Below are 24,467 nucleotides of genomic sequence, written 5' to 3' on the forward strand. Positions count from 1 at the left end.
GATGAAGCTCTCCGTACACACGAGCGTCCGAATCGGGCTGGGGGACGGCGTGAAGCGGCCATTCCTTCCGGTTCAATTGGAACCGGGGCTTGTCCCCCATCAAATCCATATGGGCTTGCCACAATGCGTCGATCGTGCCGACATCCCGCCAATACCCGCGGAACGGGTACGCCGCGAGACGGGCGCCCTGCGCCAGCATCGCCGGAATGACGTCTTTGCCAAAATCGTGCGAAGACCTTCCATCCCGAGCATCGGCCTTCAAGAACGCCTGCAGAGCCTTCCGCTTGAATATATAAATGCCCATGGAGGCCAGATTGCTGTCCGGCTTGGCCGGCTTCTCGGCGAACCGGCGCACGCGGTGCGACGCATCGGCCGTCATGATGCCGAATCGGCTCGCTTCCTCCCAGGGGACCGGGATGACGGAGATCGTCGCATCGGCGTCCTGCTGCTTGTGAAACTCCAGCATCCGGCGGTAGTCCATATCGTAGACGTGGTCGCCGGAGACGATGAGCACGTCCTCGGGATCATGCTGTTCGACGTACCGCAGGTTTTGATACACCGCATTCGCCGTACCCGTGTACCGGCCCATCCCGCCCGAGCCGAGCACCGGCGGCAGCAGGGAGATCCCGCCCTGCGCCTGATTCAGCTTCCAGCCGGTCAGGCTGCCGATATGGGCATTCAGGGTCGAAGGCTTGTACTGCGTCAGAACGCCGATCGTGTCGATTCCCGAATTGAGACAGTTGCTAAGAGAGAAATCTATGATTCGATAATGTCCGCCGAAATGAACGGCAGGCTTAGCCACATTCGCCGTCAATACGCCCAACCGGGTGCCTTCTCCGCCTGCCAACAACAACGCCACGCAACGCTTTCTCGCTGTCATTCCTTCATCACCATCCCAAAGGTTTTGTTGTAGTACGTATATACCCGGCCTGCTCCAGAATGAAACAAAATTATCCAGTCTTCAGCTCTCGAGTGAGAATTCGGTAGCCGAGCGGTTCCAGCTGCAGCCGCATGGTGCCGCCCTCCGGACGCACGTCCTCCCCGGTCAGGGCATCCCGCCAATCCGACGTGTCCATGGGGTGCTCGAGAACCGTCTCCTCTTCGGTATTGTTCATCCAGATTGTAAAATGGCGCTCTTCGTCGATCCGTTCGTAAAGGATGCGCCGGTCGTCCGGGTCGGCCTTGAGGAAGCGGAAATACCCCCGTCTTAGCGCCGGATGTTCCGTTCTCAGGTGGATGAGCATTGTATAAAAGTCGAACAGCTCGTTGTCCCGCCGATCCGGGTCCCACTCCATGCACGGACGGCATTCGGGGTCGTCTCCACCTTTCAACCCGACCTCATCCCCATAAAAAATGCATGGCGTGCCGATATAGGTCAGCAGGAAGACGACACACAGCTTGAGCCGCCGCTTGTCCTCCCCTACCCGGGTCAAGACGCGAGGCGTATCGTGGCTCCCGAGCATATTGAAGATCACTTCGCTCGTCTGCTTCGGATACCGCATGAGCAGATGGCCCATGCTGGCCGAGAACGTTTGCCCGTCCATCGAACCCGGGGAGAAAAACTCCAGCACCTTATTCGCGAACGGATAGTTCATCACCGAATCGAATTGGTCGCCAAGCAGCCACATGATGGAATCGCTCCACACCTCCCCGACGAGGTAGGCCTCCGGATTGGCGCGCTTGACGATTTCCCGGAATTCCCGCCAGAAGCTGTGGTCGATCTCGTTCGCCACGTCGAGCCGCCAGCCGTCGATGCCGATTTCCCGCACCCAATATTCCGCTACGCCAAGCAAATATTGTTTCACCTCCGGGTGGGCCGTATTAAACTTGGGCATATGCCCATAGAAGCCGAACGTATCGTAGGTCGGTATTCCGTCCCGCACCTCGAGCGGATACTCCCGCACATGGAACCAGTCGGCATACGGAGACTTATCTCCGCGCTTCTGCACGTCCAGGAAGTGGGGGAACTGCTCGCTGCAATGATTGAATACGGCGTCCAGGATGACGCGAAGGCCTTTCTCATGGCACAGCTTCACAAGCTGCTTCAGCTGATCGTTCGTCCCGAAATGCGGATCGACCTGCATATAATCGACCGTGTCGTACTTATGGCTGGACGGCGCGGTGAACACCGGCGTGAAGTAAATTGCCGTGACCCCCAAGTCGAGCAAATAGTCCAGGTGGTCCATCACGCCTTGCAGGTCGCCGCCATAAGAGCGGTACAAATCCGGCGCCTCGCCCCAGGGTGCCGTATCCTCGGGATCGTTCGACGAATCTCCATTGGCGAATCGGTCGGGCATGATCTGGTAGAAGATCGCGGCCTTGGCCCATTCCGGCACCGTGAACAGATCCGCCTCGTGAATGTAAGGGAGATCGTAGTAGCCTCCCGGAGGATGCGGCATCTCGCCGTAGACGCCCGTCTCCGTCATCCATAGCGTCTCGGTACCCGCCTGCAGGCGAAAACCGTAGCTGAACCGTTTGAACGCGGGACGAACCTCCGTCTGCCAATAATCGAACAAAGCGTCCGAGGCGAACACTTCCATCGGGTATTCCGCGTAGAACCGGTGCCAATCATATTTGTCCCCCGTCACCGCGACGATCGTCTCGACATCGCCTCTCTTGGTTCGTACCCGCAGATGGACCGTATCCGCGTCGTATGCATATGCCCAATTGTTCCGGGTGCCGTGGTAGAAGCATTCCAGTTGCATCGAATCAAGCCTTCTTTCTTCACCGGATATCGTTCTGAACTGTCCTTACCCCGAATCGGAGCAGGTTAAACCTCACCGTATCCCGAACGCGATCCCCCGGAAATTTACAATATACGAGGCAACCAGAATTAGGTAGAATAAGATTTGAATCCACGTATCGATTTCTGAACATGCGCGACCATACGACATGACAGGCTCTGGAGGGATCAGTTTGGTCTTCAAGGAACTTCTCACCCGCAGGCGCAGCATATGGCAGACCTGGCTGCTTTCTTACCTGACGATCCTGCTCTTGCCCATCCTTCTCAGTATTTTTGTCTACATCGCATCCAACCGTACGCTGGAGAACGAGATTCACCAGGCCAACAACGCCTTGCTCAATCAAGTCCGGGAGTCCATGGACAATTCCTTCCAGACGATGGAACGCCTGAACATCGAGCTGACCTGGAACGTGGAGATGCAGTCGCTGCTGTACTCCAACAAGTACCTGAAGAGCCCGAACGATTACAATTACGATTTGTATAAAATCTCCCAGGATATGAAGCTGTACAAGACAGCCTACTCCCAGGTGGATTATTTTTACACATATCTTGCGAATACGAACATGGTGATCCTGCCCAGCATGGTGCGCGAAGGCGGCTTTACGTACAACCTGCTCCATCAGAGCCCGGATTTCACGGCTGCGGATTGGAAGAACATCGTCACGCGCCCGGACTTCAAAGGATTCCTCCCCGTGAACCGGATGAGCGATGACCGGAACCCGAACAAGGCGGTCGCCTACGTCAGCACTTACCCGACCACGAATGGGGAAGCCGTCGCAACGAACGTCATCATGATCGATCAGTCCCGCATCCTCGGTTCCATCCAGAACGTCGAGCTGTTCAACAAAGGCCATGTACTGATTCTGAACGAGCACAATGAACCGCTGGTGACCAATTCCGGCGTTGTGCTGACTGAGGATTTTCCTTACAAGCAAATGTCAGAATCTTCCGGCTTTTTCTACTATGAGCACGGAGGCGAGAAGTTCGAGGTCTGGTACATGCAATCCAGCCGGTCCGGCTTGAAGTATATCTCCATGATCCCGAGCCGCCTGTACTGGGAAAAAGCCCAGTATGTACGCAACCTGACGTTCCTGAGCATCCTGATCAGCCTCATCGGGGGCGGGTTGTTGACGACCTTCTTCCTGCGGCGCAATTACAATCCGGTGCGCCGGCTTGTGCAATCGTTTTCAGGCAAGTCCCCGATCCGGATGGCCGAAGGGGTGAATGAATTCCGCTTCATCCAGCAGGCGATCGACAATACGCTGTCGCAGATGGAGCAGCAGCGCCACCTGTTGCGTTCCCACTTCATCGCACGCCTGCTGAAGGGGCGGCTCGACAGCCAGATTCCGATCACGGAATCGCTCGCCGCGTTCCAGATGCGGTTCGATTCGAAGCGCTTCGCCGTCCTCCTGTTCCACGTCGAGCCGACCGGTCTGTTCTATGAGCGTATTGAAGGCATGGACCCCGAAGAGAAGCGCAAGCTGCTCAGCTTCATCGTCACGAATGTGGTCGAGGAGTTCGCCGCCGAGCGTAACCGCGGCTACGTCGCGGAAGTCAACGAGACGCTCGTCTGTCTCGTGAATTTGAGCGGAGAGGACGACGAGGCTTCGCGGGCCGACCTGTACCATATCGCCCAGGCGTCCCAGCAATTCCTGATGAAGCATTACCATCTGCATTTGACCGTAGCGATCAGCGCGATCCATACGACGTATGCCGGCATTACCCGCGCTTATTCGGATGCGCTCGACGCACTCGAATACAAGCTGGTGATGGGCAGCAACGAAATTTTGTCCTACGAGGATATTCACCGCAAGACGAACGATGCCGAGGTCGGCTACTACTATCCGCTCCAGGTGGAGCAGCAGCTCATCAACTTCGTCAAGACAGGCGATTACGAGCGGGCGAAGCTGACGCTCGACGAGATTATCGCCCACAATTTCCAACGCTCGCCCGTCTCTGTGGCGTTCGCGCGCTGCCTGATGCTCAATCTGGTGAGCACGCTGATCAAGACGATCAGCGAGATCGGCAACCTGCAGGAGAGCTTCCTCGTGCAGAACCCGAAACGCATCGCGAAGCTGACGGCCTGCGAGACGATCCACGATATGCAGATTCAGATGTCGGAGCTGCTGAAGCAAGTGTGCGACTACACGGCGGCCAAGCGGCTGCAGAACCTGCAGCAATCCCGCAAGCATGCGCTAGACGAGCGCATGGTGCGGGTGACCGAGTACATCGAGGCGAACTATAAGGATCCGAACTTGAACATCTCCACCATCGGCAACGAATTCGAGCTGAAGGCGACATACTTGTCCAAGATGTTCAAGGACTACACCGGCGAAGGCTTGCTCGATTACATCAACAAGACGCGTATCGAGAAAGCGAAGCAGTTGATCGCAGAGCGCGGCAAGAACATCGGCGACGTGGCGGACTGCGTCGGCTTCAACGACGTGAACGCCTTCATTCGCACGTTCAAGAAGTATGAGGGCATCACGCCGGGCAAATTCAAGGAGACGATCGCGGAGCAGCATGTGCGATAGGGTGGCGGCGGCCGGTCGGGGTGCGGGTGTAGGTGTGGGTTGGGTGTGGGTTGGGTGTGGGTAGGGGCGCGGTCGAGGCGGATGTGGGGCGCGGTCGGGTCAAGGTCGGGCGGGGGCGGGTCGAGGTCGGGCGGGTCGAGGTCGGGCAGGGGCTAGGCGGGATGTATCCGCAGCTGGATCCACCCGCGTGTAAACGCCGGTAAACCGTATAACGACGGCCTTTTTAGCGCACCGAACCAACAATTTGCCGATGCGATTGGCGATTTTGTAGATGCCCGGAATCGAACTCGAGATCGAATTGGATATATTTGCGATTGCCGAAATGTAAGCGTTGTCATAGGATAAAGGCACGAGGTCGCGGCAGCCGAACCTTATGTCCGAGCAACCCGATCTCGACCATTTCCAGACCAATTCCGGGAGGTCATTGCATGAAGAAGGGAAAAATGAAGCTCTTGACCACGCTGTCGGCTATCGTAGCCGTCAACAGCTTGCTGGTCGCTTGCTCCTCCACCAAGACGGACAATAAAGGGGCAACGCCCGCTCCATCGACGGCGCCATCCGCCTCGTCGGCACCCTCGGCCAGCACGGCCGCGACGAAGTACCCGATGCAAACGTCCACCCAGCTGAGCTACTGGATGGAGTTGACCGGCAACCTGGTCGGGGTCAAGTCGGCGAATGCCGATGTTCCGTTCTACCAGAACTGGTCCAAGGTGACCGGCGTTCCGATCAAATGGATCACCGCCCCTCCTAACCAAGGCAAAGAGACGCTGAACGTGATGCTGGCTTCCGGTGACCTGCCGGACATGATCGACTACAACTTCCTGGGCTTCCCAGGCGGACCGGAAAAGGCGATCAAAGACGGCTACATCCTCAAGCTGAACGATGTGATCGACAAATACGCTCCGAACCTGAAGAAATACCTGAAGGAGCACCCGGAAGTCGACAAAATGGCCAAAACGGACAACGGCAGCTATTATGCCTTCCCGTTCATTCGCGGCGACGAATACTTGATGGTGTTCCAGGGACCTATCATCCGCAAAGACTGGCTGGATGAATTGGGTCTGCAAATGCCGACTACGATCGACGAATGGTACACCGTATTGAAAACGTTCAAGGAAAAGAAAGGCGCTGCCGCTCCTCTGTCGCTTGTAGGGCTGCCGAGACCGTTCAACGAATCGGGCAACGGCGCTTTCGTCGGCGCATTCGGCGTGACGCGCGGCTTCTACCTGGATAACGGAACCATCAAGTTCGGACCGATGCAGCCGGGCTTCAAGGACTACCTGGCCAACTACCGAAAATGGTACGCGGAAGGCCTGCTCGATAAAAACCTGGCTACTGCCGATGTGAAGGTGCTGGACGCCAACTTCGTATCCGGCGCAACCGGCGCTACTGTGGGCAACGCAGGCGGCGGGATCGGCCGCTGGCAGCCGCTGATCGAAGCGAAGGATCCGAAGGCGGTCCTGGCTGCCGCTCCGTATCCGGTGCTGAAGAAAGGCGACACGCCTCAATTCGGCCAAAGAGACTTCCCGTTCACGGCGGGCGGCATGGTGGCCATCACGGCTAAGTCGAAGAACGTAGAGCTGGCGGCGAAGTTCCTGGACTTCGGCTATAGCACGGAAGGCGGCATGTTCTTCAACTTCGGTACCGAAGGCACCAGCTACAAGCTGGAGAACGGCTATCCGAAATATACCGATCTGCTCATGAAAAACCCGGATAAGCTCGCTCCGGCGCAAGCTATGGCGCTCCACATCCGCGGCAACAGCGGCGGTCCGTTCATCCAGGACAAACGCTACATTGAGCAATACCTGGCCCTGCAAACGCAACGTGACGCCGTCGCCACTTGGGCGAAGACGAACGCAGCCAAAACGCAGCTGCCTCCGATCACGCCTACGCCGGAGGAAAGCACCGAGTATGCGAAGATCATGACCGATATCGACACGCTGGTCGACGAAATGTCGCTCAAGATCGTTTTGGGTACGGAGCCGCTCGATGCCTTCGAGAAGTACGTGGACAAAATGAAATCGCTCAAAATCGAACGCGCGCTTGAAATTCAGAAGGCCGCACTGGACCGCTACAACAAACGTTAATCATCCGCGGGGAGGACGTTTACACCGTCCTCCCCTTATTAAATAAAGGAGGGATGACATGAGAGAGACCGCTACGATCAAAAGCACCGCCGCCGCGGCCCCCAAAGTGCGCAGCTTCAAGTTTACGGCCCGATTGCTTCGCGATTTGGCGATGAACAAATATTTGTACATCATGATGATCCCGGTGATCGCCTATTACGCGATCTTTCATTACGCCCCCATGTATGGCGTCATCATCGCCTTCAAGGAGTACACTCCGATCAAGGGGGTTACCGGCAGCGAGTGGGTCGGACTCGACAATTTCCGAGACTTCTTCAGTTCCTATTATTTCTGGCGAATTCTGAAAAATACGATCATCATCAGCCTCTTGACCCTTTTATTCGAATTTCCGGCGCCTATTGTCTTAGCGCTCCTCATAAACGAAGTGCGGGGAAAAATTTTCAAAAGAACCGTTCAAACGATCACCTACATGCCTTACTTCATCTCGCTCGTCGTCATCTGCGGGATGATCAAGACGTTCACGAATGCGGACGGGATCCTCAACTCGATCTTCATGTTCTTCGGGTATGACGGGCAGCCCATGCTGCAGAGACCGGAGCTGTTCCGCCCGATCTATGTATTATCCGAAATTTGGCAACGAGTCGGCTGGGAGTCGATTATCTATATTGCCGCACTGATGGCCATCGACACGGAGCAGTATGAAGCCGCCCGGATCGACGGCGCCAGCCGGCTGAAGCAAATTTTCTACATCACGCTTCCCGGTATTTTGCCCACCATCACGATTATGTTTATCCTGCGCATGGGCAATATGCTGAACGTAGGGTTCGAGAAAATCATCCTGCTTTACAATCCCGCCATCTACGAGACCGCGGACGTCATCTCTACTTTCGTCTACCGGAAAGGGTTGCTGGAGTTCGCGTGGAGCTACAGCACCGCCGTCGGGGTGTTCAACTCCGTCTTCAACCTGATCTTGCTCATCACCGCCAACTACGTCAGCCGCAAGGTAAACGAAAATAGCCTCTGGTAAGCCACGGGGCGGGAAGGAAGGGTTGCAATGAAGGAGCGCCAATCATTCGGGGAAAAAGTATTCGATGTGGTCATCTATTCGATCCTGACCGTCATGGTCGTGATTACGCTTTACCCGCTGCTGTATGTTGCCTTCGCTTCACTCAGCAACGCCGGCCAGTTGGTCGAGCATCGAGGGTTCCTGTTCAAACCGCTCGGCTTCAGCATAGAGGCATACAGAGCCGTATTTAAAAATCCCGGCATCCTGACCGGATACCGGAACACCCTGTTCATCATGTTCTTCGGCGTGCTCGTGAACTTGTTCATGACTTCGCTCGGCGCCTATGTGCTGTCGCGCAAAAATGTCATGCTGAACAAACTGTTCATCATGGTCATTGTCTTCACCATGTTCTTCAACGGCGGACTTATCCCGTTCTACCTGGTCGTGAAGGGCGTAGGCCTCCTCGACTCGCTGTGGGCCACGATACTTCCGTTCGCCATCAGCACGTTTAACCTGATCATCATGCGCACGGCGTTCCAGGCCGTACCGGACAGCCTGGAGGAGTCCGCCAAGATCGACGGCGCGAACCACTTCACGATTTTGTTCCGGATCGTGCTTCCACTCTCGATGCCGGTCATCGCCGTCATGATCCTGTATTACGCGGTGGACAAATGGAACGGCTGGTTCTACGCCTCGATCTTTCTGAAAAATACGGATCTGTACCCGCTGCAGCTCACCCTGCGCCAGATCCTCATCGCAAATTCGACGGACAGCATGGCGACCGACGCCTCGGCCGCCGACCGGTTCCAGATCGGTGAAACGATCAAGTACGCGACGATTATGGTCGCGACACTGCCGATCCTGGCCGTCTATCCGTTCGTGCAGAAGTACTTCGTGAAAGGCGTTATGGTCGGAGCGCTAAAGGGGTAGCGAGCCCCCGGTACAAGAGCAGATACGCCTTCGCGGAAGCGAGCCAGCTGAAGTCCGTGCGGCCGATGTTCCGGTGCAGGGCGGCCCAATGGTCCGGCTGGCCGTAGAACGATACGGCGCGTCGGATCGTGAACAGCAAATCGTGCGCGGCATAAGGCGCGAAGCTGAACCCGATCCCTTCGCCCGTGAACTCGTTGTACGGCGGCACCGTATCCTTCAGCCCGCCCGTCTCGCGCACGACCGGCACGGAGCGATAGCGCAGCGCGAGCAGCTGCCCGAGGCCGCACGGCTCGAACTGCGACGGCATGAGGAACAAGTCGCTCGCCGCGTAGATACGCCGCGCCAAGCCGTCGTCGAAGCCGATCGCGGCCGACACCTGCTCGGGGTAGCGGGCGGCGTACGTGCGGAACAGCTGCTCGTACTGCGCCTCGCCCGTGCCGAGCACCGCCAGCTGCAGCCCGTCGCGAACCAAGTCCTCCAGGATGGCCTCCACCAGATCGAGGCCTTTTTGCGCGACGAGCCGGCTGACCATCCCGACGAGCGGGGTCTCTACGTCCTCCCGCAAGCCCAGCTGCTGCTGCAGGGCGATCTTGTTCAGCCGCTTCTTGGCGAGCGAGTCGCGGAACGGCACGGCGAGCTGCTCGTCGCGCATCGGATCGAACGACTCGGTATCGATGCCGTTCACGATGCCGACGAGATCGCCCTCGCGCAGCCGTAGGACGAAGTCGAGATGCTCGCCGTACTCCGGCGTGCGAATCTCCTCAGCGTACGTCTCGCTGACCGTCGTCAGCTTGTCCGCGTACAGCAGGCCGGCCTTCATGCAGCTCGCCCCGCCGCTGAATTCGAGCCGGTCCGGCGCGAACCATTCGTCGCCCAGGCCGAGCAAGTCCTGCATCGTCTCGCGGGAAAAACAGCCTTGGTATTTCAAGTTATGGATCGTATAGACGCTCTTCGCCGCCCGGCCGATGTCTCCGCCGTAGCCGAGCTTGAGCAGCAGCGGCACGAGACCGGTCTGCCAGTCGTGCGCATGCACGAGGTCGGGAGCGAAGCCGCTCGACGCGAGAAGGGGCAGCAGCTCCGCCACCGCGCGGCTGAAGAAGACGAAGCGCTCGGCATCGTCTCCGTAGCCGTACAGCCCCTGACGGCGGAAATAATATTCGTTGTCGACCAGATAGTACGGCACCCCGTCCACATCGACGCGCTCGAGCCCGCAATATTGCCGCCGCCAGCCGAGCTGGATCATGATGTAGCCGATATGGGTGACGCGGCTCCTATGGATGTCCGGGATGCTGCCGTACTTCGGCATAATGACCCGGACGTCGGCGCCCTTGGCGCGAAGCGCTTTCGGCAGGGCGCCCGCGACGTCGGCCAAGCCGCCGGTCTTGGCCAGCGGCACGGCCTCGGAAGCTGCGAATAAGATCTTCATGGCATAGCCTCCAATTCTCTCGGGGTCCCCGAAAAGTAATAGGATTACGCTCCGAAGCAGCTCTTCACTTTTTGGGGTTGGGTTGGGGGTCCCCGAAAAGTAATAGGAATATGCTTCAGAGCATCGCTTCACTTTTTGGGGTGGATCAGATGATCCTCCGCTTCGCCGCGATGAACGGCGCCGTCGTATCCCCGAGCAGCTCGCGCCCCCGGCAGACGATGACGTCTTTATCGAGAATCGCATTCTCAATAGAGACGTACTCGCCGATCTCGCAGTTCTGCATGATGATGCAGTTTTTGACCGAGGCACCCTTCTGAATCTTCGCCCCACGGAACAAAATGCTGTTCTCCACCGTGCCCGCAATATGGCAGCCGTTCGCGATTAGCGCATTCTTGACCGAGGAGGAACGCATATACTTGGCCGGCGGTTCGTCCTTAATCTTCGTATAGATGAGGCCGGGCGAGAAGAACAGCTCACGGTACACGTCCGGATTGAGCATATTCATGCTGTGCTGGTAGTAGCTCATGATCGTATTTACAATACCGAGATAGCCTTCGTACTTGTAGCCGTGGATGCGGAGCCGGTCGACGTTGCGCATGATCGCATTGCGGACGAAATGGTCATAGCCCTCGGCGAGCGAGATCTGGACGAGATCGAGCAACAGGTCCTTGCGCAGCACGAACACCTCCATCGAGACGTTCGTCGTGTTCAGCCGGCCCAGGTGGTCCTGCATCGCGACGACGCGGCCTTCCTCGTCCAGCTTCAGCCGGCGGCAGCGCGCGTGCTTTTGCTCGTCGGTGTCCTTGTACAGCACGGTCACGTCTGCACCCGTCTCCTTGTGCGCCTCGATCACCTTGGTGAAGTCGATATTGCACAGCATGTGGCTGCGGGCGATGACGACATACTCATCCGGGCTGCGGTAGAAGTAGTCGCGGTGTCGATGGAAGTGGAACAAGTCCCCCTTCAGCATATCCTGCATCTCATCGACGGCCGGAGGCAGCAGGAACAGCCCGTTGCGCTTGCGGTCCAGGTCCCATTCCTTGCCGGAGCCGAGGTGGTCCATAAGCGAACGGTATTTCGTATGCGCGAACACGGCCACGTTGGAGATGCCGGAATTGACCATGCTGGACAGCATAAAATCCACGAGCCGATAACGCCCGCCGAACGGCACGGACGCGACGCAGCGGCCATAGGTCAGTTCCTCCATCTCCTCATACTCGTTTACCAGGTTAATGACGCCCATGACCCCTTTCATATGCTCGCCTCCTGACTCGTAGTGACCTGCTCGAAGCTCCCCACCAACGTAATCCCGGACCCGTCTGAGCCTACGACGCTGCCGTCCTCGATCACGCAGCCTTCGCCGATGATCGCCTTCCGGATCACGACCCCTCGGCCGATTTTGACGTTCGGCATAATGACGGAATCGGAGATCTGGCTGCCCTCGCCGACATGCACCCCATAGAACAGCACAGAGCGGTCGACTTCCCCGTATACGACGCAGCCTTCATTGACGAGGGACGTCTGCACCTTGGCGGTACGCGCGATATAATGCGGAGGCTGGTTCGGGTTCACGGAATAAATGCGCCACGAGCGGTCGTTCAAATTCAGGCGCGGGTTCGCCTCCAGCAAGTCCATGCTCGCTTCCCAGAGGCTTTCGATCGTGCCGACGTCCTTCCAATACCCTTCGAACGGATACGCGTACATCGCCTGGCCGGCGTTCAGCATAGCCGGAATGAGGTCTTTGCCGAAATCGTTCGACGAGCCGGGGTTCGCCTCATCCTCCTGCAAATACCGCTTCAGGACCGGCCATGTGAACATGTATACACCCATGGAGGCGAGATTGCTCTTCGGCTGCTTCGGCTTCTCCTCGAACTCGGTGATGCGCCGGTCCGAATCGGTATTCATAATGCCGAACCGGCTCGCCTCCTCCCACTTGACCTCGATGACGGCGATGGTCGCGTCGGCGCCCTTCTCCCTGTGAAACGTGAGCAGCTTGTCGTAGTCCATTTTGTAGATATGATCGCCCGAGATGACGAGCACATAGTCCGGGTCGTGCTGTTCGATGAAGCCGATGTTCTGATAGATCGCGTTGGCCGTCCCTTTGTACCAATCGCCTCCGCGCTGCTTGACATAAGGAGGGAGCACCGTGACTCCGCCCGATTTGCGGTCGAGGTCCCAAGGACTGCCGATGCCCAAGTGCGAGTGAAGCGCGAGCGGCTGATATTGCGTCAGCACGCCCACCGTGTCGATGCCGGAATTCGTGCAATTGCTGAGCGTAAAATCGATAATCCGGTATTTCCCGCCAAAAGGAACCGCCGGTTTCGCCAAATCACGGGTCAATGCCCCCAATCGTCTTCCTTCTCCGCCTGCGAGCAGCATGGCGACACAATGTTTCCTCTGCATGGGAGCCCCCCTTTATAATGTTGGCCTTCTGCTAAGCTGTTGGCCTTCTCGTCAATCAGTTGGTTTTCTAGCGAACATAAGGCAGCTCAAGCCCGGAAGCGCGAATTCGATACTCGTACCGGATCCATGCCATCGGATAGGCTCCGCCTCATATTGCGGGAGCGGTCCGCTTGGAGCGCCGGAGCCCTCCCGGAAAGGGTCGACGTCGGTGTCAAGCACTTGCTCATACCGTCCGGGCAGCGGGACTCCAACCCGGTAACGGTCATATGCGCGGGCGGAGAAGTTGCAGACGACGACGAGCGGAGCTTGAGGGTCGCGGCCGCAGCGCGCGAAGGCGATGACGCTCATCTGAGCATTGTCCGCGTCGATCCACTGGAACCCGGACGGCTCCGCATCGAGCTCCCAGAGCGCAGGATGGCTCGTGTACAGCCGGTTCAGCGTCCGGGCGAACCGTTGGAAGCGGCGGTGGGAGTCGTAACCCAGCAGCAGCCAATCCAGCTCTTCGGCATCCTTCCATTCCGCGAACTGGGCGAGCTCGCCGCCCATGAACAGCAGCTTCTTGCCGGGGTGCGCCATCCAATACGCCAGGAACAGGCGCAGATTGGCGAACTTGGCGTTGTAGTCGCCCGGCATCTTGTTCAAGAGCGAGCGTTTCCCATGCACGACCTCATCGTGCGAGAGCGGCAGGACGAACCGTTCGCTGTACGCATACATCATGGAGAACGTCACGAGTTGATGGTGATGCCGCCGTTCCTCCGGCGGGAGCTGCATAAAGCGCAGCATGTCGTTCATCCAGCCCATATTCCACTTGTAGGCGAAGCCCAAGCCCCCGTCGGCGGTCCGTGCCGACACGAGCGGGTAATCGGAGGAATCCTCCGCCATCATCAGCGTCCCCGGGTGATAGCGGGACACCGTCTCGTTCAGCTTTTTCAGAAAATAGATCGCTTCCTTGTACTCGCTGCCGCCGTCTTCGTTGTAGGTCCGCATGGACTCCGGCTTATCGAAGTTGCGGTTCAACATACTGGCCACCGCGTCGACCCGGAGCCCGTCGAAATGGAAGACATCGAACCAGAACATCGCATTCGAGATGAGGAAGCTCTGGACTTCGGTCTTGGCGAAATCGAACGCCAGCGTCCCCCAGAGCGGCTTCTCGGCGAGACGGGAGTCGGCGGGCTCGTAGAGCGGCGTACCGTCGAACAGGCGCAAGCCATGGTCGTCCTTGCAGAAGTGGCCGGGCACCCAGTCGAGAATGACTCCGAGTCCGCATTCGTGCGCCCGGTTCACGAGCGCCATCAGCTGTTCCGGGGTGCCGTAGCGGCTCGTCGCCGCGTAATACCCGGTCGCCTGATAGCCCCATGAGGCGTCGAGCGGATGCTCGGCCAAGGGCAGCAGCTCGAGATGGGTGTACCCCATCTCCACGGCGTAGTCGACCAGCTCCGTCGCCAGCTCCTCGTACGTGTAGAAGTGCTCCCGGCCCCTGTAGCGCCAAGACCCGAGGTGCACCTCGTAGATGAGCATCGGGCGTTCCCGCGAGGCGTCCGGCTGCGATCGCTTGCGCGCCTGCCAAGCCTCATCCGTCCAGCGAAACCGGTCGAGCCGCTTTACGATCGAGCCGGTGGCGGGACGGCGCTCGGCGTGGAACGCGAAGGGGTCGGCCTTGAGCCGCGTCCCGGCAAGTGTCGCCACCTCGTATTTGTAGACGGCACCTTCACCGAGGCCCTCCACGAAGCCAAGCCAGACGCCGGTGTCGCCCATGCGCTGCATCCGATGCCCGGAGCCGTACCAGCCGTTGAAATCCCCTACGATGCGCACCTCTTCGGCATGGGGCGCCCAGACGACGAAGCGGACGCCCTCCACGCCATCCCACACGCCATGATGGGAGCCGAATACCCGATACGCTTCGAACAATTCGCCGGTGTTGAACAAAAACAAGTCCTTCGTGTCAACTAAATTGACATTCACAAACATTTCACCCGACTTTTGCTGAGATTGTTCGGATTTTCACTTCTATTTTAGCATAAATCCGTCGTTTTACGTAAGGTAATATCACATTTACACAAAGAAAATTTTTTTGAAAATTTGCATTTTTAGTTGACTACCGGGGAGTGCATTCGCATAATAGAGTTCATAGAAGGCGATGCTATAAACATACCTTCAACATATACCCGATTCTATTGCCGTTGAACCACGCCGTCTCTGCCACTGACCGATAGATAATAGGGGGTTACGCTAGCAATGCTGATTGAAAGCTACAACGTTCTGGATCGCCTGCGGCTGCCGGGGGATGTGTATCTCGCCAGTCCGTCGCACGACTACAAGTACGTCTGGATCCGGGACTGCGTGTACATGTCCTTTCCTTACTTGAATAAGGCGAACGATCTCTACGAGCGTACGTATTACCGGCTGCTCGACCTGTTCCTCGCCTACGAATGGAAGATCGATATTCTCGTGGAGACGAAGCCGTTCTGGGAATGGGAGTACATCCACGCTCGCTACACGCCGGAGCTGGAGGAGATCCATACGCAGAACTGGGGCCACGTGCAGCACGACATGATCGGCGCCTTCCTCTTCGGGATCGGGACCGGGATGAAGTTCGGCAAGCCGATGTTCCGCACCGACCGCGACCGTCTCATCGTGCAGAAGCTCGTGCGTTATTTGGACAAGGTCGAATACTGGTGCGATCGGGACAACGGCATGTGGGAGGAAGACCGCGAGGTTCATGCCTCCTCCGTCGGCGCCTGCATCGCCGGCCTTCGGGCCGTGTCCGGTCTCGTCGACGTGCCGGAGCGGCTGATCACGCTCGGTCTGGACTCCGTCTTCGGCCTCTTCCCGCGGGAGAGCGTCTCGAAGCCGACCGACCTCGCGCTCCTCAGCCTCGTCTATCCGTACCGCCTGTTCACCGGAATGCTGGGCGAGATGATCGTCGAGCAGGTCGAGCGCGAGCTGCTGCGCGAGCGCGGCGTCATCCGCTACACCGGGGACAGCTACTACAGCACGCGGGAGGCGGAGGCCGGACGGGGCCGGGAACGCGGCTTCTACGTCGGCACCGAGGCCGAGTGGACGTTCGGGCTCCCTTGGCTCGCCCTGTGCCACCTGGAGCTCGGTTACCCGGAGAAAGCCCACGAGTTCGTAGCCCGGACCGAAGCCGTCATGAGCGAACCGGGCGTCCTTCCCGAGCTGTACTACAGCGGTTCGGCGACCCCGAATGGGAACACACCTCTCGGCTGGAGCTCGGCGATGTACATTCTGGCGAAGGAAGCGCTCGGCAGCCGTGATCCGGTACCCCGATAAGCCGTGTTGTTTTTGCACCATAACGAACGGCCGCCCCTCAGGATATGCCTGAGGGGCGGCCGTTTATGACTAACGGGCGAGAAAAACTTGATCAAGCTCGATGGCGAAGTCGGGGAATATCCCGACCGGGACGCTTGCGTCCTTGTGGTAAGTCTCTCCATCATCGAACTTATTTTTAGGATCGGACCGTTTGTAGACCATGACGATTTTCTCGAGCGGATAGACCACCCAGTATTCTTTTACGCCCGTTTGGTCGTACAAGTTCTTTTTAATCGTTATGTCCAGTTTGAGACTGCCGGGTGAGATAATCTCTATGACCAAGTCCGGCGCGCCTTTGCAGCCGCGGTCGTCCAGCTTGCCCGGGTCGCAGATCACGGATAGATCCGGCTGTACGATCGTGTCGATGTCCTCATCTCGCTCGTTGCCCTTGGGCAAGCGGACATCGAAGGGGGCAAGATACACGCTGCAGCTTTTCCCGTGTAGGTATTGGTAGAATGGTACGTAAAGAGCCCCCAGCACCTCCTGGTGAATTCTGGAAGGTGCCGGAGTCATCGCGTATACGTGGCCGTGTATTAACTCCACACGTTCTCCTTCAGCCCAGCTCAAATAATCTTTGTATTTGTACGAACGATTTTCAAGTGGCATGCTCATGCGGTATCGCCTCCCTTGGTCCCTTTACCTCGATTATACCAAAGGTTCCACGCCGTCACCATCGGCCAGGTCATACACTGTCGGATCCGGCAGGAACGGGGTGAGCTCCCCCGGCACGAGCAGCGTCAGGTGATGCAACGCACGGGTGCACACTGTGTAGAACAGACGGCGTTCCCGCTCCTGGGCATACGCGGCTGCGCTGGCATCGTAAACGACGACGCCGTCGAACTCGAGCCCCTTCGCCAAGTACGAAGGGATGACCACAATCCCTCGCTTGAACGTCTGCGTGTATTTGTTAATGAGCTCCAGCGCCGGGCCGGCTTCCGCTTCGGCCTTCGCTTCGGGCCGAGTGTCGACGCCGACGGCCGTCCCGGCCGGCGCGGCGTTCGGCCCGGCCTCCGGCTTGACGCGCAGCTCCAGCCCCGGCTCGAGCTCGAGCGCGAGCCCTTCGGCGGCCGGGCTGCCGCCCCCGTCCTCGCCGCCGGTCGCATCGCCCGGCTGCGCACCCGCCAGCAGAAGCCGCAGCGCCGCGTGCGCTTCCTCGGCCTCGTGCGCCGTCTTGCAGATGACGGCGATCGACGACGCGCCGGCCGCCTGCTGGCGGCGCACCGCTTCTGCCGCGGCGGCGGGGAGCCGGTCGCGCGCGGCCACGCGCACGACGAGCGGCCGGTCGCCGTCGCGGCTGAACGGCTCGATGTCGGTCCGCCGGATGACCGACATCGTTAGGTCGACGATCTCCCGCGTCGAGCGGTAGCTCTTCGTTAGCTCGAAGACGCGCGTCGACTCCGCGGGGAACAATCCTTGCAGCTCCTGCAGGCTGTTGCCGCTCACAGACGTATGCGCCAGAATCGCCTGCTGGAAGTCGCCGAGCAGCGTCATGCCGCCTCGCGGATAAATCTTACGGATCATGTGCAGCTGGAACGGCGAGTAATCCTGCGCCTCGTCGATCATCAAATGCCGGATCGAATGGTGCTGTTCGACACCAACGAACGCTTGCCGCAAATACATAAGCGGGATCGCCTCTTCGTACGGCAGCAGCTCGCCGCGCAAGCCCTCGAGCGTTTGCCGGCGGATCTCCTCCAGCTCTCCCTTCGCCTCCATCTTCTCGAACCACTGCTCGTAAAGCCCGCGGTAGTCGATGAAAGCGAGCCCTTCCACAGCGGCCTTCATCCGCTTGAAATGCGCGCCGACCCTCTTCTTGGCCATCTCCTGCAGTTCTTCGTCCGTGCCCAAATAGTTGTTTTGCTTTACTAAATTTTTGTACACGACCTGGACGTAATACGGATGCTTCGCCTTCAGCTCATCGGCGACCCAGAGCTTGATGTTCTCCACCCGCTTCCGTACGGTGAGCCCGGCGTAGTTCTCGTACCACAGCTTCTGCAGCTGCTCGACCGAGACGACCGTCCGGTTGCGGAAGCCGATCGGATTGAACCGCATCCCCTCCGTCTCCAGCGACGCAATATACGCGTCGAGCTGTTCGACGCAGGCTAGCGTGGCTTTCCAGCGGATCGCCCGGCTGCGCGCTTCCGTGTAGGCATCCCCGTCCGGCGCCGCGAGCAGCGACTCGAGTTGGATGAACGGGTCCTCTACGGGATGGTCCGGCCCAAGCGCCTCCTCCAGAAGCTGTTGGAAGGTCATCTGCCGCAGATTGTCCTCGCCCAGCTCGGGCAAGACCCCCGACACATAGTCGCTGAACAGGCTGTTGGGCGACAGCAGCAAAATGTCGTTCGCCTTCCATGTGTCGCGGTGGCTATACAGCATGTAAGCGGCCCGCTGCATGGCGGCCGACGTCTTCCCGCTGCCTGCGGCACCCTGTACGACCACAACTCGGTGAAGCGTATCGCGGATGATCTGGTTCTGCTCGCGCTGAATTGTCGTGACGATGCTCTTCATCTTGTCGTCTGCGTTCTGCCCGAGCATAAGCTGCAGCAGCCGATCGGCGATATGCAAGCCCGTGTCGAACATATGCTTCAGTTGGCCCTGGAAGATCAAAAACTGCCGCTTCAGCTCGATTGTGCCGCGGATCACGCCAGCCGGTGGTTCATACTCCGCTTCGCCCAGCTGGTAGTCATAGAACATCGAGGCGATCGGAGTCCGCCAGTCGTAGACGATCACCCGATCCTCGTTCGCATCGAGCACTGTGGACTTGCCGATATAGATCGGCTCGGCTTCAGACGTCCCCTGCTCCAGGAAGTCGATCCGGCCGAAGTAAGGCGCATCGAGCAGCAATAGCAGTTTGCGCCTCGCATCGAAGGCATGCGAGTAGACGAGCTCCTGGCGATCCAGCTCCCGGGAGTACAGGCGAAAATCCTCTATAGACTCCACGAGCTCGTTCGGATCGTAGGCGATTTCGCCGAATTGCTTCCGCGCCTCGATGATATCAACCTTCCGGTTGGCAAGCACATCCTCCCACTTGTCCAGCTGATGGCGGATCAAGCTCAGCGTAGCATCGAGCCGCTCCACTTCCCGCTTCCATTCCTTCGTTTCCATAGCAGACATTGTCGATTGCCCTCCTCCTTAAGATGCGAAAAGATCAGGTGTTGACACATCGCACTCTGTTGTTATATAATTATTATTGGGAAATAGTGAATCCGATACCTACCTCCCGTGAGCAACATTTCTATTCTAACACAGAGCCTTTAGCGATTGCAATGGCTTTATTTTTGTTTATACATACAGGCAGGACCGCCCCGGGAGAACCCGTCGCGATCCTGTTTTTTTGTTCGTGCCTTCCGCCACATGCCTCCTGCTCCTGCTCCTGCTCCTACTCCTGCTCCTACTCCCGCTCCAGCTCTCGCGTCCACACGGCTAGTCCAACCGCTTTTCCATGCAGTAGCTTTTGGGGCTGTTCACATACGGGCCGTACCGGTCAATCGGATAAAAGCCGAACTTGCGGTACAGCTGCACCGCCTCCACCAACAGCTCCCCGGTCTCGAGCCGGAGTGTCGTGCAGCCGCTCTCCCTCGCTTCTGCCTCCAGCGCGTTCAGGAGGCGGGAGGCGATCCCCTGCCTGCGGAAGGACGGGGCGACGAAGAACCGCTTCAGCTCCATGCGCTCCGCATCCAGCGGCCGAACGGCGCCGCAGCCGGCCGGCTCCTCCCCGACATAGGCGACGGAGAAGCGAATGCCCGCGGTGTCCTCCGGGTCCTCCAGATCGACGCCGAATATATCCTGCGGCTCGTACTGCTCCAGCAGCTCCCGATCAAGCTGCTCGATTAAGCCCGCCAGCTCCGAGTGATCCACCGGCACCCTTTCTATCCGGATCCGATCGCTCACGTTCATTTCTCTCCCTCCCGGCATAGCCGCTCAATCAGCCGATGCGTCTCCAATACACGGTCCGCCCGAATCGTGCACTTCTCTGGCGTGTCCAGCGTCTCCAGAAAATGCTCCACCGCCCCGGCGAAGCCGCGCCGGACTCCGATCGGCTCCCAGCTGCCGAACTGCCGCTTCGACTCTCCGGTTCGGGCATCCCGCCAGACGGCCGACTCCAGATTCGTCACCTCGACCGACCGGCCGCCTCCGTGCAGCTCGAGCTTCTCGAGGTCCGCACCGGCCCGGCGGTTCATGCTGAACCATGCCATCGCCCCTTTGCTCCCACGCCGTCCGTCAGCTTCGCTTGACAGGCCGCGTCCGAGCGCCAGGCTGCCGGACACGTGCAGGAGCCGGCCGTCGCCGTCGCGCTCCTGCAGGCAGCCGAGCAGCTCGTGGGGCCCGGCCCCGAGCCACAAGAGCAGGTCGACGACGTGGATCAAGTCGTCGTACATCGTCTCCCGCGCGCTCAGCGCTTGCGGGCGGGTGCGGTGCTTCTGCGCGGCGCACAGGTCGAAGCCTCCGGCTTCCTCCAGCCACGCCCTCGCCTCCGCATACATAGGGGCGAAGCGGCGGTTGAAGCCGACCGCGAACAGCGTGCCCCGAGCGCGCGCCGCCTCGGCCATCCGCTCGCACGCTTCGAGCTCGTACGCGAGCGGCTTGTCCACGTACACCGCGATCTCTCGCTCGAGACACGCCGTGACGATCGCTTCATGCGTCTCCGTCGGGCTGTGCACGAACACCGCGTCGAGGTCGCGGGCTAGCAGCGCCTCCAGCTCCAGGAACCGCCCCTGAATCCGGTAGCGCTCCCCGATCGCCTCAACCGTTTCCCGCCGGCGGCTGAGGATACCCTCGATTTGCACGCCCGGATGCTGCCCCAGGATCGGCAAATACGCTTTTTGCGCAATATCGCCTAGGCCCACGATCGCGATCTTTTTCCGTCTCATCCGTTCGCCTCTCTCGTTATAAGATTATCCCTGATTCTCACGCAACGCTCGGCGCCCCAGGAGCGCCGCGATCAGGACCAGGACGATCCCCACCGTGACGGCGATGCCGAACGTCCGCACCCACGCCGGGGTGTACGCCAAATGCTTGTAGACCAAGCCCCCCAAGACCGGCCCAATGAACCCGGCCAGCCCGGTGATGCCGTAGAACACCGCGATGAACATCGGCCGCTCGCTCTTCGGCGTATCGCCGACCACGAAGTTGAACAGCAGCTGATTGAAGCCGCCGGTTCCGATGCCGAGCAGGATGTGAATGAGGAACAGGACCGGGATCGCCGACGCGACCGAGGTCAAGCCCCACAGCAGGCTGGACGTCGCGATGAGCGGCATCGTCCAGAACAACAGCGTCCGGGTGGAGAACCGCATGTTGAGCGTCCCCCAGACGTAATAGCTAGCCATCATGGCGACATTTTGGCTCATCGTAATGAACGAAATCCACGAATAGCTTATCTGCATCAAATCGAGCATAACATAGTTGTAGAACGGGATGGATAAGCCCTGCAGCAGCAGCCAGAGCGCGATGAACAGCGTCGCCTTCAGGAACGGCCGGTGCAGGAACGGCTGCACGATCATCCTCCGCATGTCCTGCTGCTCGGACGGGGCGAACGGCAAGTTCGGGTAGCGCGTGAAGGCCAGCACATTCAAGACGGAACAGACCGCGCAGATGACGTACAGGATATGAAACCCCGTCGGCTCCGGCGTCCGGTCTAGTATTTGGCCTCCGATGACCAGCACGACGCAGCCTAACGCCCAGATGAGGGAGTTCCTCAGCCCGAAATACCGTCCCCGCACCTTCGCCGGCACCATGTCGGCCATGAGCGACGTGTAGAACACGATCCCGAACGCGTTGGAAGCGAACGCCGCCATCGTCACAAAAATATAGACGACCACCCACCATTCGTGCGGGACGAAGAAAGGAATCAGCCCGGTCGACGTCCAGATGATCCGATGCATGCCGCCGAAGAGGAGCAGACCGATTTTCCGGTTTTGAAACTTTTGTATTAGGATGGCGCTCAAGATCTGCAGCACGTTGGCCAAGTTCGGAATGGCCAGGACGATCCCGATCTGCGTGGAGCTCGCTCCGAGATAGAGCAAGAATCCCGTCAGATAAGGACCCCCGAGCAGCAGCATTACGATAATGGCGGGGAACCCTTCCATCGTAGCGGCGATCATGCCATTGCGGGAGATGGACCTCTTCTTCTGTCTGACCGGCTGAACCGCTTGCTGCATTGAACATTCTCCCTTGCGCTCTTGGCTTGTGACACATTTCTACATCTTCAAACCTATCGCGCGGTATGGTATGATAAATATTAGCGTAATTTTTTTCAGGAGGCTCATTGAATGAAAGTGAATAACGTGCTGCTTGCCCTCGGACTCCTATTGTTTATCGGCTTATTCGGCGCCAGCATTTGGAAGCAATCGCCCGTTCTCCTCTACATCGCAAGCGCTCTACCGATTTTTGTCGTTCCTTTCCTGCCCGACATTCGCACCTCCCAGAAGCTGAATTCGAACAAACAGTCGGCCCAGACGGTGAAGCTTACAGACGCCAGCGGGGAAGAAGCCGATTGGCTCGTGATTACGTTCCATCCCGGAACGGTCTATTGGAACAAAAAATGGCTCGTCATTCCGACCCAAGGCGTAACATCCGTCTCCGAAATTCATACCGATGATTATACCGTATCTCTGCCGGTATTGAAATATGATTTGCGTACCAAGAAAAAGCGCAACGGCCAAATCTCCATCTACTTGCCGAACCTGCTCGAACGCACGCAGAGCTTGAGCTTCACGGTGGATGAAGTCAGTCGTCTAATGATCCGGATGGACGATCTCGAGGATCTGCTGCCGCGCCCGTCCAGCGCACCGGTGGCTGCCCCTGCGGTTTTGAATTCCACCACCAACACGAGTGCCTAAACGTAGAATCAGGCTGCACCTCTTCGGGAGAGTGCAGCCTGTTTTTGTTCTATCCGCTGATCGGAACCGTTTTATAGTAGCCTGCGGCTTCTTGGATCACACGCTGCATCGGCAGCTGATAGGGACATAGCTGCTGGCAGAGGGGCTTCTCCTTGCACGGCTCGTAGTCCGCGCAGGACAGGATGGCCTCCTTGTGCTTTTGGTAGAAGCCGTCGCCTTTCGGCAGCAAGCCGAACGTCTCGCGCACCTTGCTCGAGATCATCACGTCCGGAATGGCGATGCCGAGCGGGCAGGAACAGTAGTTGCAGCGCCGGCAATTGTGCTCGCCCAGCTGAGCGGCCAGCTGCTCCAGCTCTTCCCGTTCGTCCTGCTCCACCTCTTGCTCCATCGCCGCGAGGTTCATCTTCACTTCCTCGACGCTGACCATGCCGGAGATGATGACGTGCACGTCCTGGCTGTACGGATAGCGGATCGCCTTCTCTACCGGTTGGATAAACCCGCCGGAGAGCGGCTTCATCGCCACCTTCCCCATGTTCAGCTCCGTCATCTTCGGGATCAGGTCGCGATTCGCGAACGGCTGAGCCAAGTTCAGGTGGAACAGCACCTGATCGAACTTCCCGGACGCGATCCACTTCGTCAGCAGCTCCGGCCGGTGGCCGCTGATGCCGATGTGGCGCACCTTGCCGGCCGCCTTCGCCTCCAGCGCGGCTTCGTACGCGCCCTCCGGCTCCATCGCCTGCTTGAACTCGTTCACATAGTTCACATAGTGAATCTGCAGCAGGTCGACGTGGTCGGTCTTCATCCGCAGCAAGCTGCGGTCGATCTCTTCCTTCGCCGAGGCGTAGTCCCGCTTGCCTGTCTTGGTCGCGAGGAAATATTCGTCGCGCCGGTGCGAGATCGTCTCGCCGATGATCTCCTCGCTGTTGCGGTACGCGGCCGCGGTATCGATGTAGTTGATGCCGCGGTCCAGCGCGTAGTTCATTGCCGCGCGCGCCTGCTCGAGCGGGACGCCCGGCAAGTTCATCGCCCCGAAGCCGAGTGCGGAGACGTTGTAGCCGATTTTACCGAATGTACTGTATCGCAAAGTGGTCCCCTCGTTCCCTTTTCACTCCTAGATCCCATGAATCAGCAGCTTCCAGTTTGGTTATTACTCTCTATTCTAGCACACCCTC

At 58.7% G+C, this 24,467-nt stretch carries 18 protein-coding genes; 6 read left to right on the forward strand and 12 right to left on the reverse strand.

Going from position 1 to position 24,467, the window contains the following annotated elements; translation table 11 throughout:
• Both ACI5FR_RS00005 and ACI5FR_RS00010 read right to left on the reverse strand, forming a co-directional pair.
• On the reverse strand, positions 1–880 hold an 880-nt coding region (locus ACI5FR_RS00005; RefSeq protein WP_405448632.1), incomplete at its 3' end, for a sugar phosphate nucleotidyltransferase.
• 70 nt (positions 881–950) lie between these two features.
• A complete protein-coding gene (locus ACI5FR_RS00010) occupies positions 951–2,705 on the reverse strand; it encodes an alpha-glycosidase (RefSeq protein ID WP_405448635.1) in 1,755 nt (584 codons plus the stop codon).
• Positions 2,706–2,916: 211 nt separating this feature from the next.
• Between ACI5FR_RS00010 and ACI5FR_RS00015 the strand changes: the two genes are divergently transcribed.
• The 4 genes from ACI5FR_RS00015 (at position 2,917) to ACI5FR_RS00030 (ending at position 9,300) form a co-directional block, all read left to right on the forward strand.
• A complete protein-coding gene (locus ACI5FR_RS00015; RefSeq protein WP_405448638.1) occupies positions 2,917–5,277 on the forward strand; it encodes a helix-turn-helix domain-containing protein in 2,361 nt (786 codons plus the stop codon).
• A 428-nt stretch (positions 5,278–5,705) separates the two neighbouring features.
• The gene (locus tag ACI5FR_RS00020; RefSeq protein ID WP_405448640.1) at positions 5,706–7,364 is read left to right on the forward strand and encodes an extracellular solute-binding protein; all 1,659 of its coding nucleotides are present in this window, start codon (positions 5,706–5,708) and stop codon (positions 7,362–7,364) included.
• A 151-nt stretch (positions 7,365–7,515) separates the two neighbouring features.
• Positions 7,516–8,391: an ABC transporter permease gene (locus ACI5FR_RS00025; RefSeq protein ID WP_405449772.1), complete on the forward strand. Its 876-nt coding sequence runs from the start codon at positions 7,516–7,518 to the stop codon at positions 8,389–8,391.
• A gap of 27 nt (positions 8,392–8,418) precedes the next feature.
• On the forward strand, positions 8,419–9,300 hold the full coding sequence (locus tag ACI5FR_RS00030) for a carbohydrate ABC transporter permease (RefSeq protein ID WP_405448643.1): 882 nt from the start codon (positions 8,419–8,421) through the stop codon (positions 9,298–9,300).
• On the opposite strand, the gene glgA is transcribed toward ACI5FR_RS00030, so the two are convergent.
• The 4 genes from glgA to glgB all read right to left on the reverse strand — a co-directional run bounded on the left by glgA (position 9,275) and on the right by glgB (position 15,091).
• Positions 9,275–10,726, reverse strand: coding sequence for a glycogen synthase GlgA (gene glgA, locus ACI5FR_RS00035; RefSeq protein ID WP_405448646.1), 1,452 nt, complete (start codon positions 10,724–10,726; stop codon positions 9,275–9,277). The genes ACI5FR_RS00030 and glgA overlap by 26 nt on opposite strands.
• Positions 10,727–10,871: 145 nt before the next feature.
• Positions 10,872–11,981, reverse strand: a complete 1,110-nt coding sequence (gene glgD, locus ACI5FR_RS00040) for a glucose-1-phosphate adenylyltransferase subunit GlgD (protein ID WP_405448649.1) — start codon at positions 11,979–11,981, stop codon at positions 10,872–10,874.
• Positions 11,978–13,129, reverse strand: a complete 1,152-nt coding sequence (locus ACI5FR_RS00045) for a glucose-1-phosphate adenylyltransferase (protein WP_405448651.1) — start codon at positions 13,127–13,129, stop codon at positions 11,978–11,980. The genes glgD and ACI5FR_RS00045 overlap by 4 nt, the downstream gene beginning before the upstream one ends.
• Before the next feature lie 51 nt (positions 13,130–13,180).
• Complete coding sequence (gene glgB / locus ACI5FR_RS00050; RefSeq protein ID WP_405448654.1) at positions 13,181–15,091, reverse strand: 1,4-alpha-glucan branching protein GlgB; 1,911 nt, start codon at positions 15,089–15,091, stop codon at positions 13,181–13,183.
• Between the two features lie 273 nt (positions 15,092–15,364).
• Between glgB and ACI5FR_RS00055 the strand changes: the two genes are divergently transcribed.
• On the forward strand, positions 15,365–16,420 hold the full coding sequence (locus ACI5FR_RS00055) for a glycoside hydrolase family 15 protein (RefSeq protein WP_405448657.1): 1,056 nt from the start codon (positions 15,365–15,367) through the stop codon (positions 16,418–16,420).
• 69 nt (positions 16,421–16,489) lie between these two features.
• Here the strand turns inward: ACI5FR_RS00055 and ACI5FR_RS00060 are convergent, their stop codons facing one another.
• The 5 genes from ACI5FR_RS00060 to ACI5FR_RS00080 form a co-directional block, all read right to left on the reverse strand.
• Entirely contained in the window at positions 16,490–17,071 is a 582-nt protein-coding gene (locus ACI5FR_RS00060; RefSeq protein ID WP_405448658.1) for a Uma2 family endonuclease, read from the reverse strand.
• A 33-nt stretch (positions 17,072–17,104) separates the two neighbouring features.
• A complete protein-coding gene (gene helD, locus ACI5FR_RS00065) occupies positions 17,105–19,570 on the reverse strand; it encodes an RNA polymerase recycling motor HelD (RefSeq protein ID WP_405448660.1) in 2,466 nt (821 codons plus the stop codon).
• A gap of 309 nt (positions 19,571–19,879) precedes the next feature.
• Entirely contained in the window at positions 19,880–20,353 is a 474-nt protein-coding gene (locus tag ACI5FR_RS00070) for a GNAT family N-acetyltransferase (protein WP_405448663.1), read from the reverse strand.
• Entirely contained in the window at positions 20,350–21,327 is a 978-nt protein-coding gene (locus ACI5FR_RS00075; protein ID WP_405448665.1) for a Gfo/Idh/MocA family protein, read from the reverse strand. Before ACI5FR_RS00075 ends, ACI5FR_RS00070 begins: the two co-directional genes overlap by 4 nt.
• Before the next feature lie 24 nt (positions 21,328–21,351).
• Positions 21,352–22,614 carry an MFS transporter gene (locus tag ACI5FR_RS00080; RefSeq protein ID WP_405448667.1) on the reverse strand — a complete coding sequence of 421 codons (1,263 nt, stop codon included), beginning with the start codon at positions 22,612–22,614 and terminating at the stop codon, positions 21,352–21,354.
• Positions 22,615–22,725: 111 nt separating this feature from the next.
• On the opposite strand from ACI5FR_RS00080, the gene ACI5FR_RS00085 reads away from it, so the two are divergent.
• A complete protein-coding gene (locus ACI5FR_RS00085) occupies positions 22,726–23,295 on the forward strand; it encodes a hypothetical protein (protein ID WP_405448670.1) in 570 nt (189 codons plus the stop codon).
• 49 nt (positions 23,296–23,344) lie between these two features.
• Here ACI5FR_RS00085 and ACI5FR_RS00090 read toward each other — a convergent pair whose 3' ends face one another.
• On the reverse strand, positions 23,345–24,379 hold the full coding sequence (locus tag ACI5FR_RS00090) for an aldo/keto reductase (protein ID WP_405448672.1): 1,035 nt from the start codon (positions 24,377–24,379) through the stop codon (positions 23,345–23,347).
• Positions 24,380–24,467 lie beyond the last annotated feature (88 nt).

The sequence above is a fragment of the Paenibacillus sp. HJGM_3 genome (genome assembly GCF_045062745.1).
In the GTDB taxonomy this organism is placed as follows: domain Bacteria; phylum Bacillota; class Bacilli; order Paenibacillales; family NBRC-103111; genus Paenibacillus_AA.

Excerpts from the sequence above, each read along its gene's own strand:
- ACI5FR_RS00075 (WP_405448665.1), bottom strand. The coding sequence starts at position 21,327 with ATGAGACGGAAAAAGATCGCGATCGTGGGCCTAGGCGATATTGCGCAA.
- glgD (WP_405448649.1), bottom strand. The coding sequence starts at position 11,981 with ATGAAAGGGGTCATGGGCGTCATTAACCTGGTAAACGAGTATGAGGAG.
- ACI5FR_RS00010 (WP_405448635.1), bottom strand. The coding sequence starts at position 2,705 with ATGCAACTGGAATGCTTCTACCACGGCACCCGGAACAATTGGGCATAT.
- ACI5FR_RS00060 (WP_405448658.1), bottom strand. The coding sequence starts at position 17,071 with ATGAGCATGCCACTTGAAAATCGTTCGTACAAATACAAAGATTATTTG.
- ACI5FR_RS00080 (WP_405448667.1), bottom strand. The coding sequence starts at position 22,614 with ATGCAGCAAGCGGTTCAGCCGGTCAGACAGAAGAAGAGGTCCATCTCC.
- ACI5FR_RS00085 (WP_405448670.1), top strand. The coding sequence starts at position 22,726 with ATGAAAGTGAATAACGTGCTGCTTGCCCTCGGACTCCTATTGTTTATC.
- ACI5FR_RS00020 (WP_405448640.1), top strand. The coding sequence starts at position 5,706 with ATGAAGAAGGGAAAAATGAAGCTCTTGACCACGCTGTCGGCTATCGTA.
- ACI5FR_RS00045 (WP_405448651.1), bottom strand. The coding sequence starts at position 13,129 with ATGCAGAGGAAACATTGTGTCGCCATGCTGCTCGCAGGCGGAGAAGGA.
- ACI5FR_RS00070 (WP_405448663.1), bottom strand. The coding sequence starts at position 20,353 with ATGAACGTGAGCGATCGGATCCGGATAGAAAGGGTGCCGGTGGATCAC.
- ACI5FR_RS00055 (WP_405448657.1), top strand. The coding sequence starts at position 15,365 with ATGCTGATTGAAAGCTACAACGTTCTGGATCGCCTGCGGCTGCCGGGG.
- helD (WP_405448660.1), bottom strand. The coding sequence starts at position 19,570 with ATGTCTGCTATGGAAACGAAGGAATGGAAGCGGGAAGTGGAGCGGCTC.
- ACI5FR_RS00030 (WP_405448643.1), top strand. The coding sequence starts at position 8,419 with ATGAAGGAGCGCCAATCATTCGGGGAAAAAGTATTCGATGTGGTCATC.
- ACI5FR_RS00025 (WP_405449772.1), top strand. The coding sequence starts at position 7,516 with ATGAACAAATATTTGTACATCATGATGATCCCGGTGATCGCCTATTAC.
- glgA (WP_405448646.1), bottom strand. The coding sequence starts at position 10,726 with ATGAAGATCTTATTCGCAGCTTCCGAGGCCGTGCCGCTGGCCAAGACC.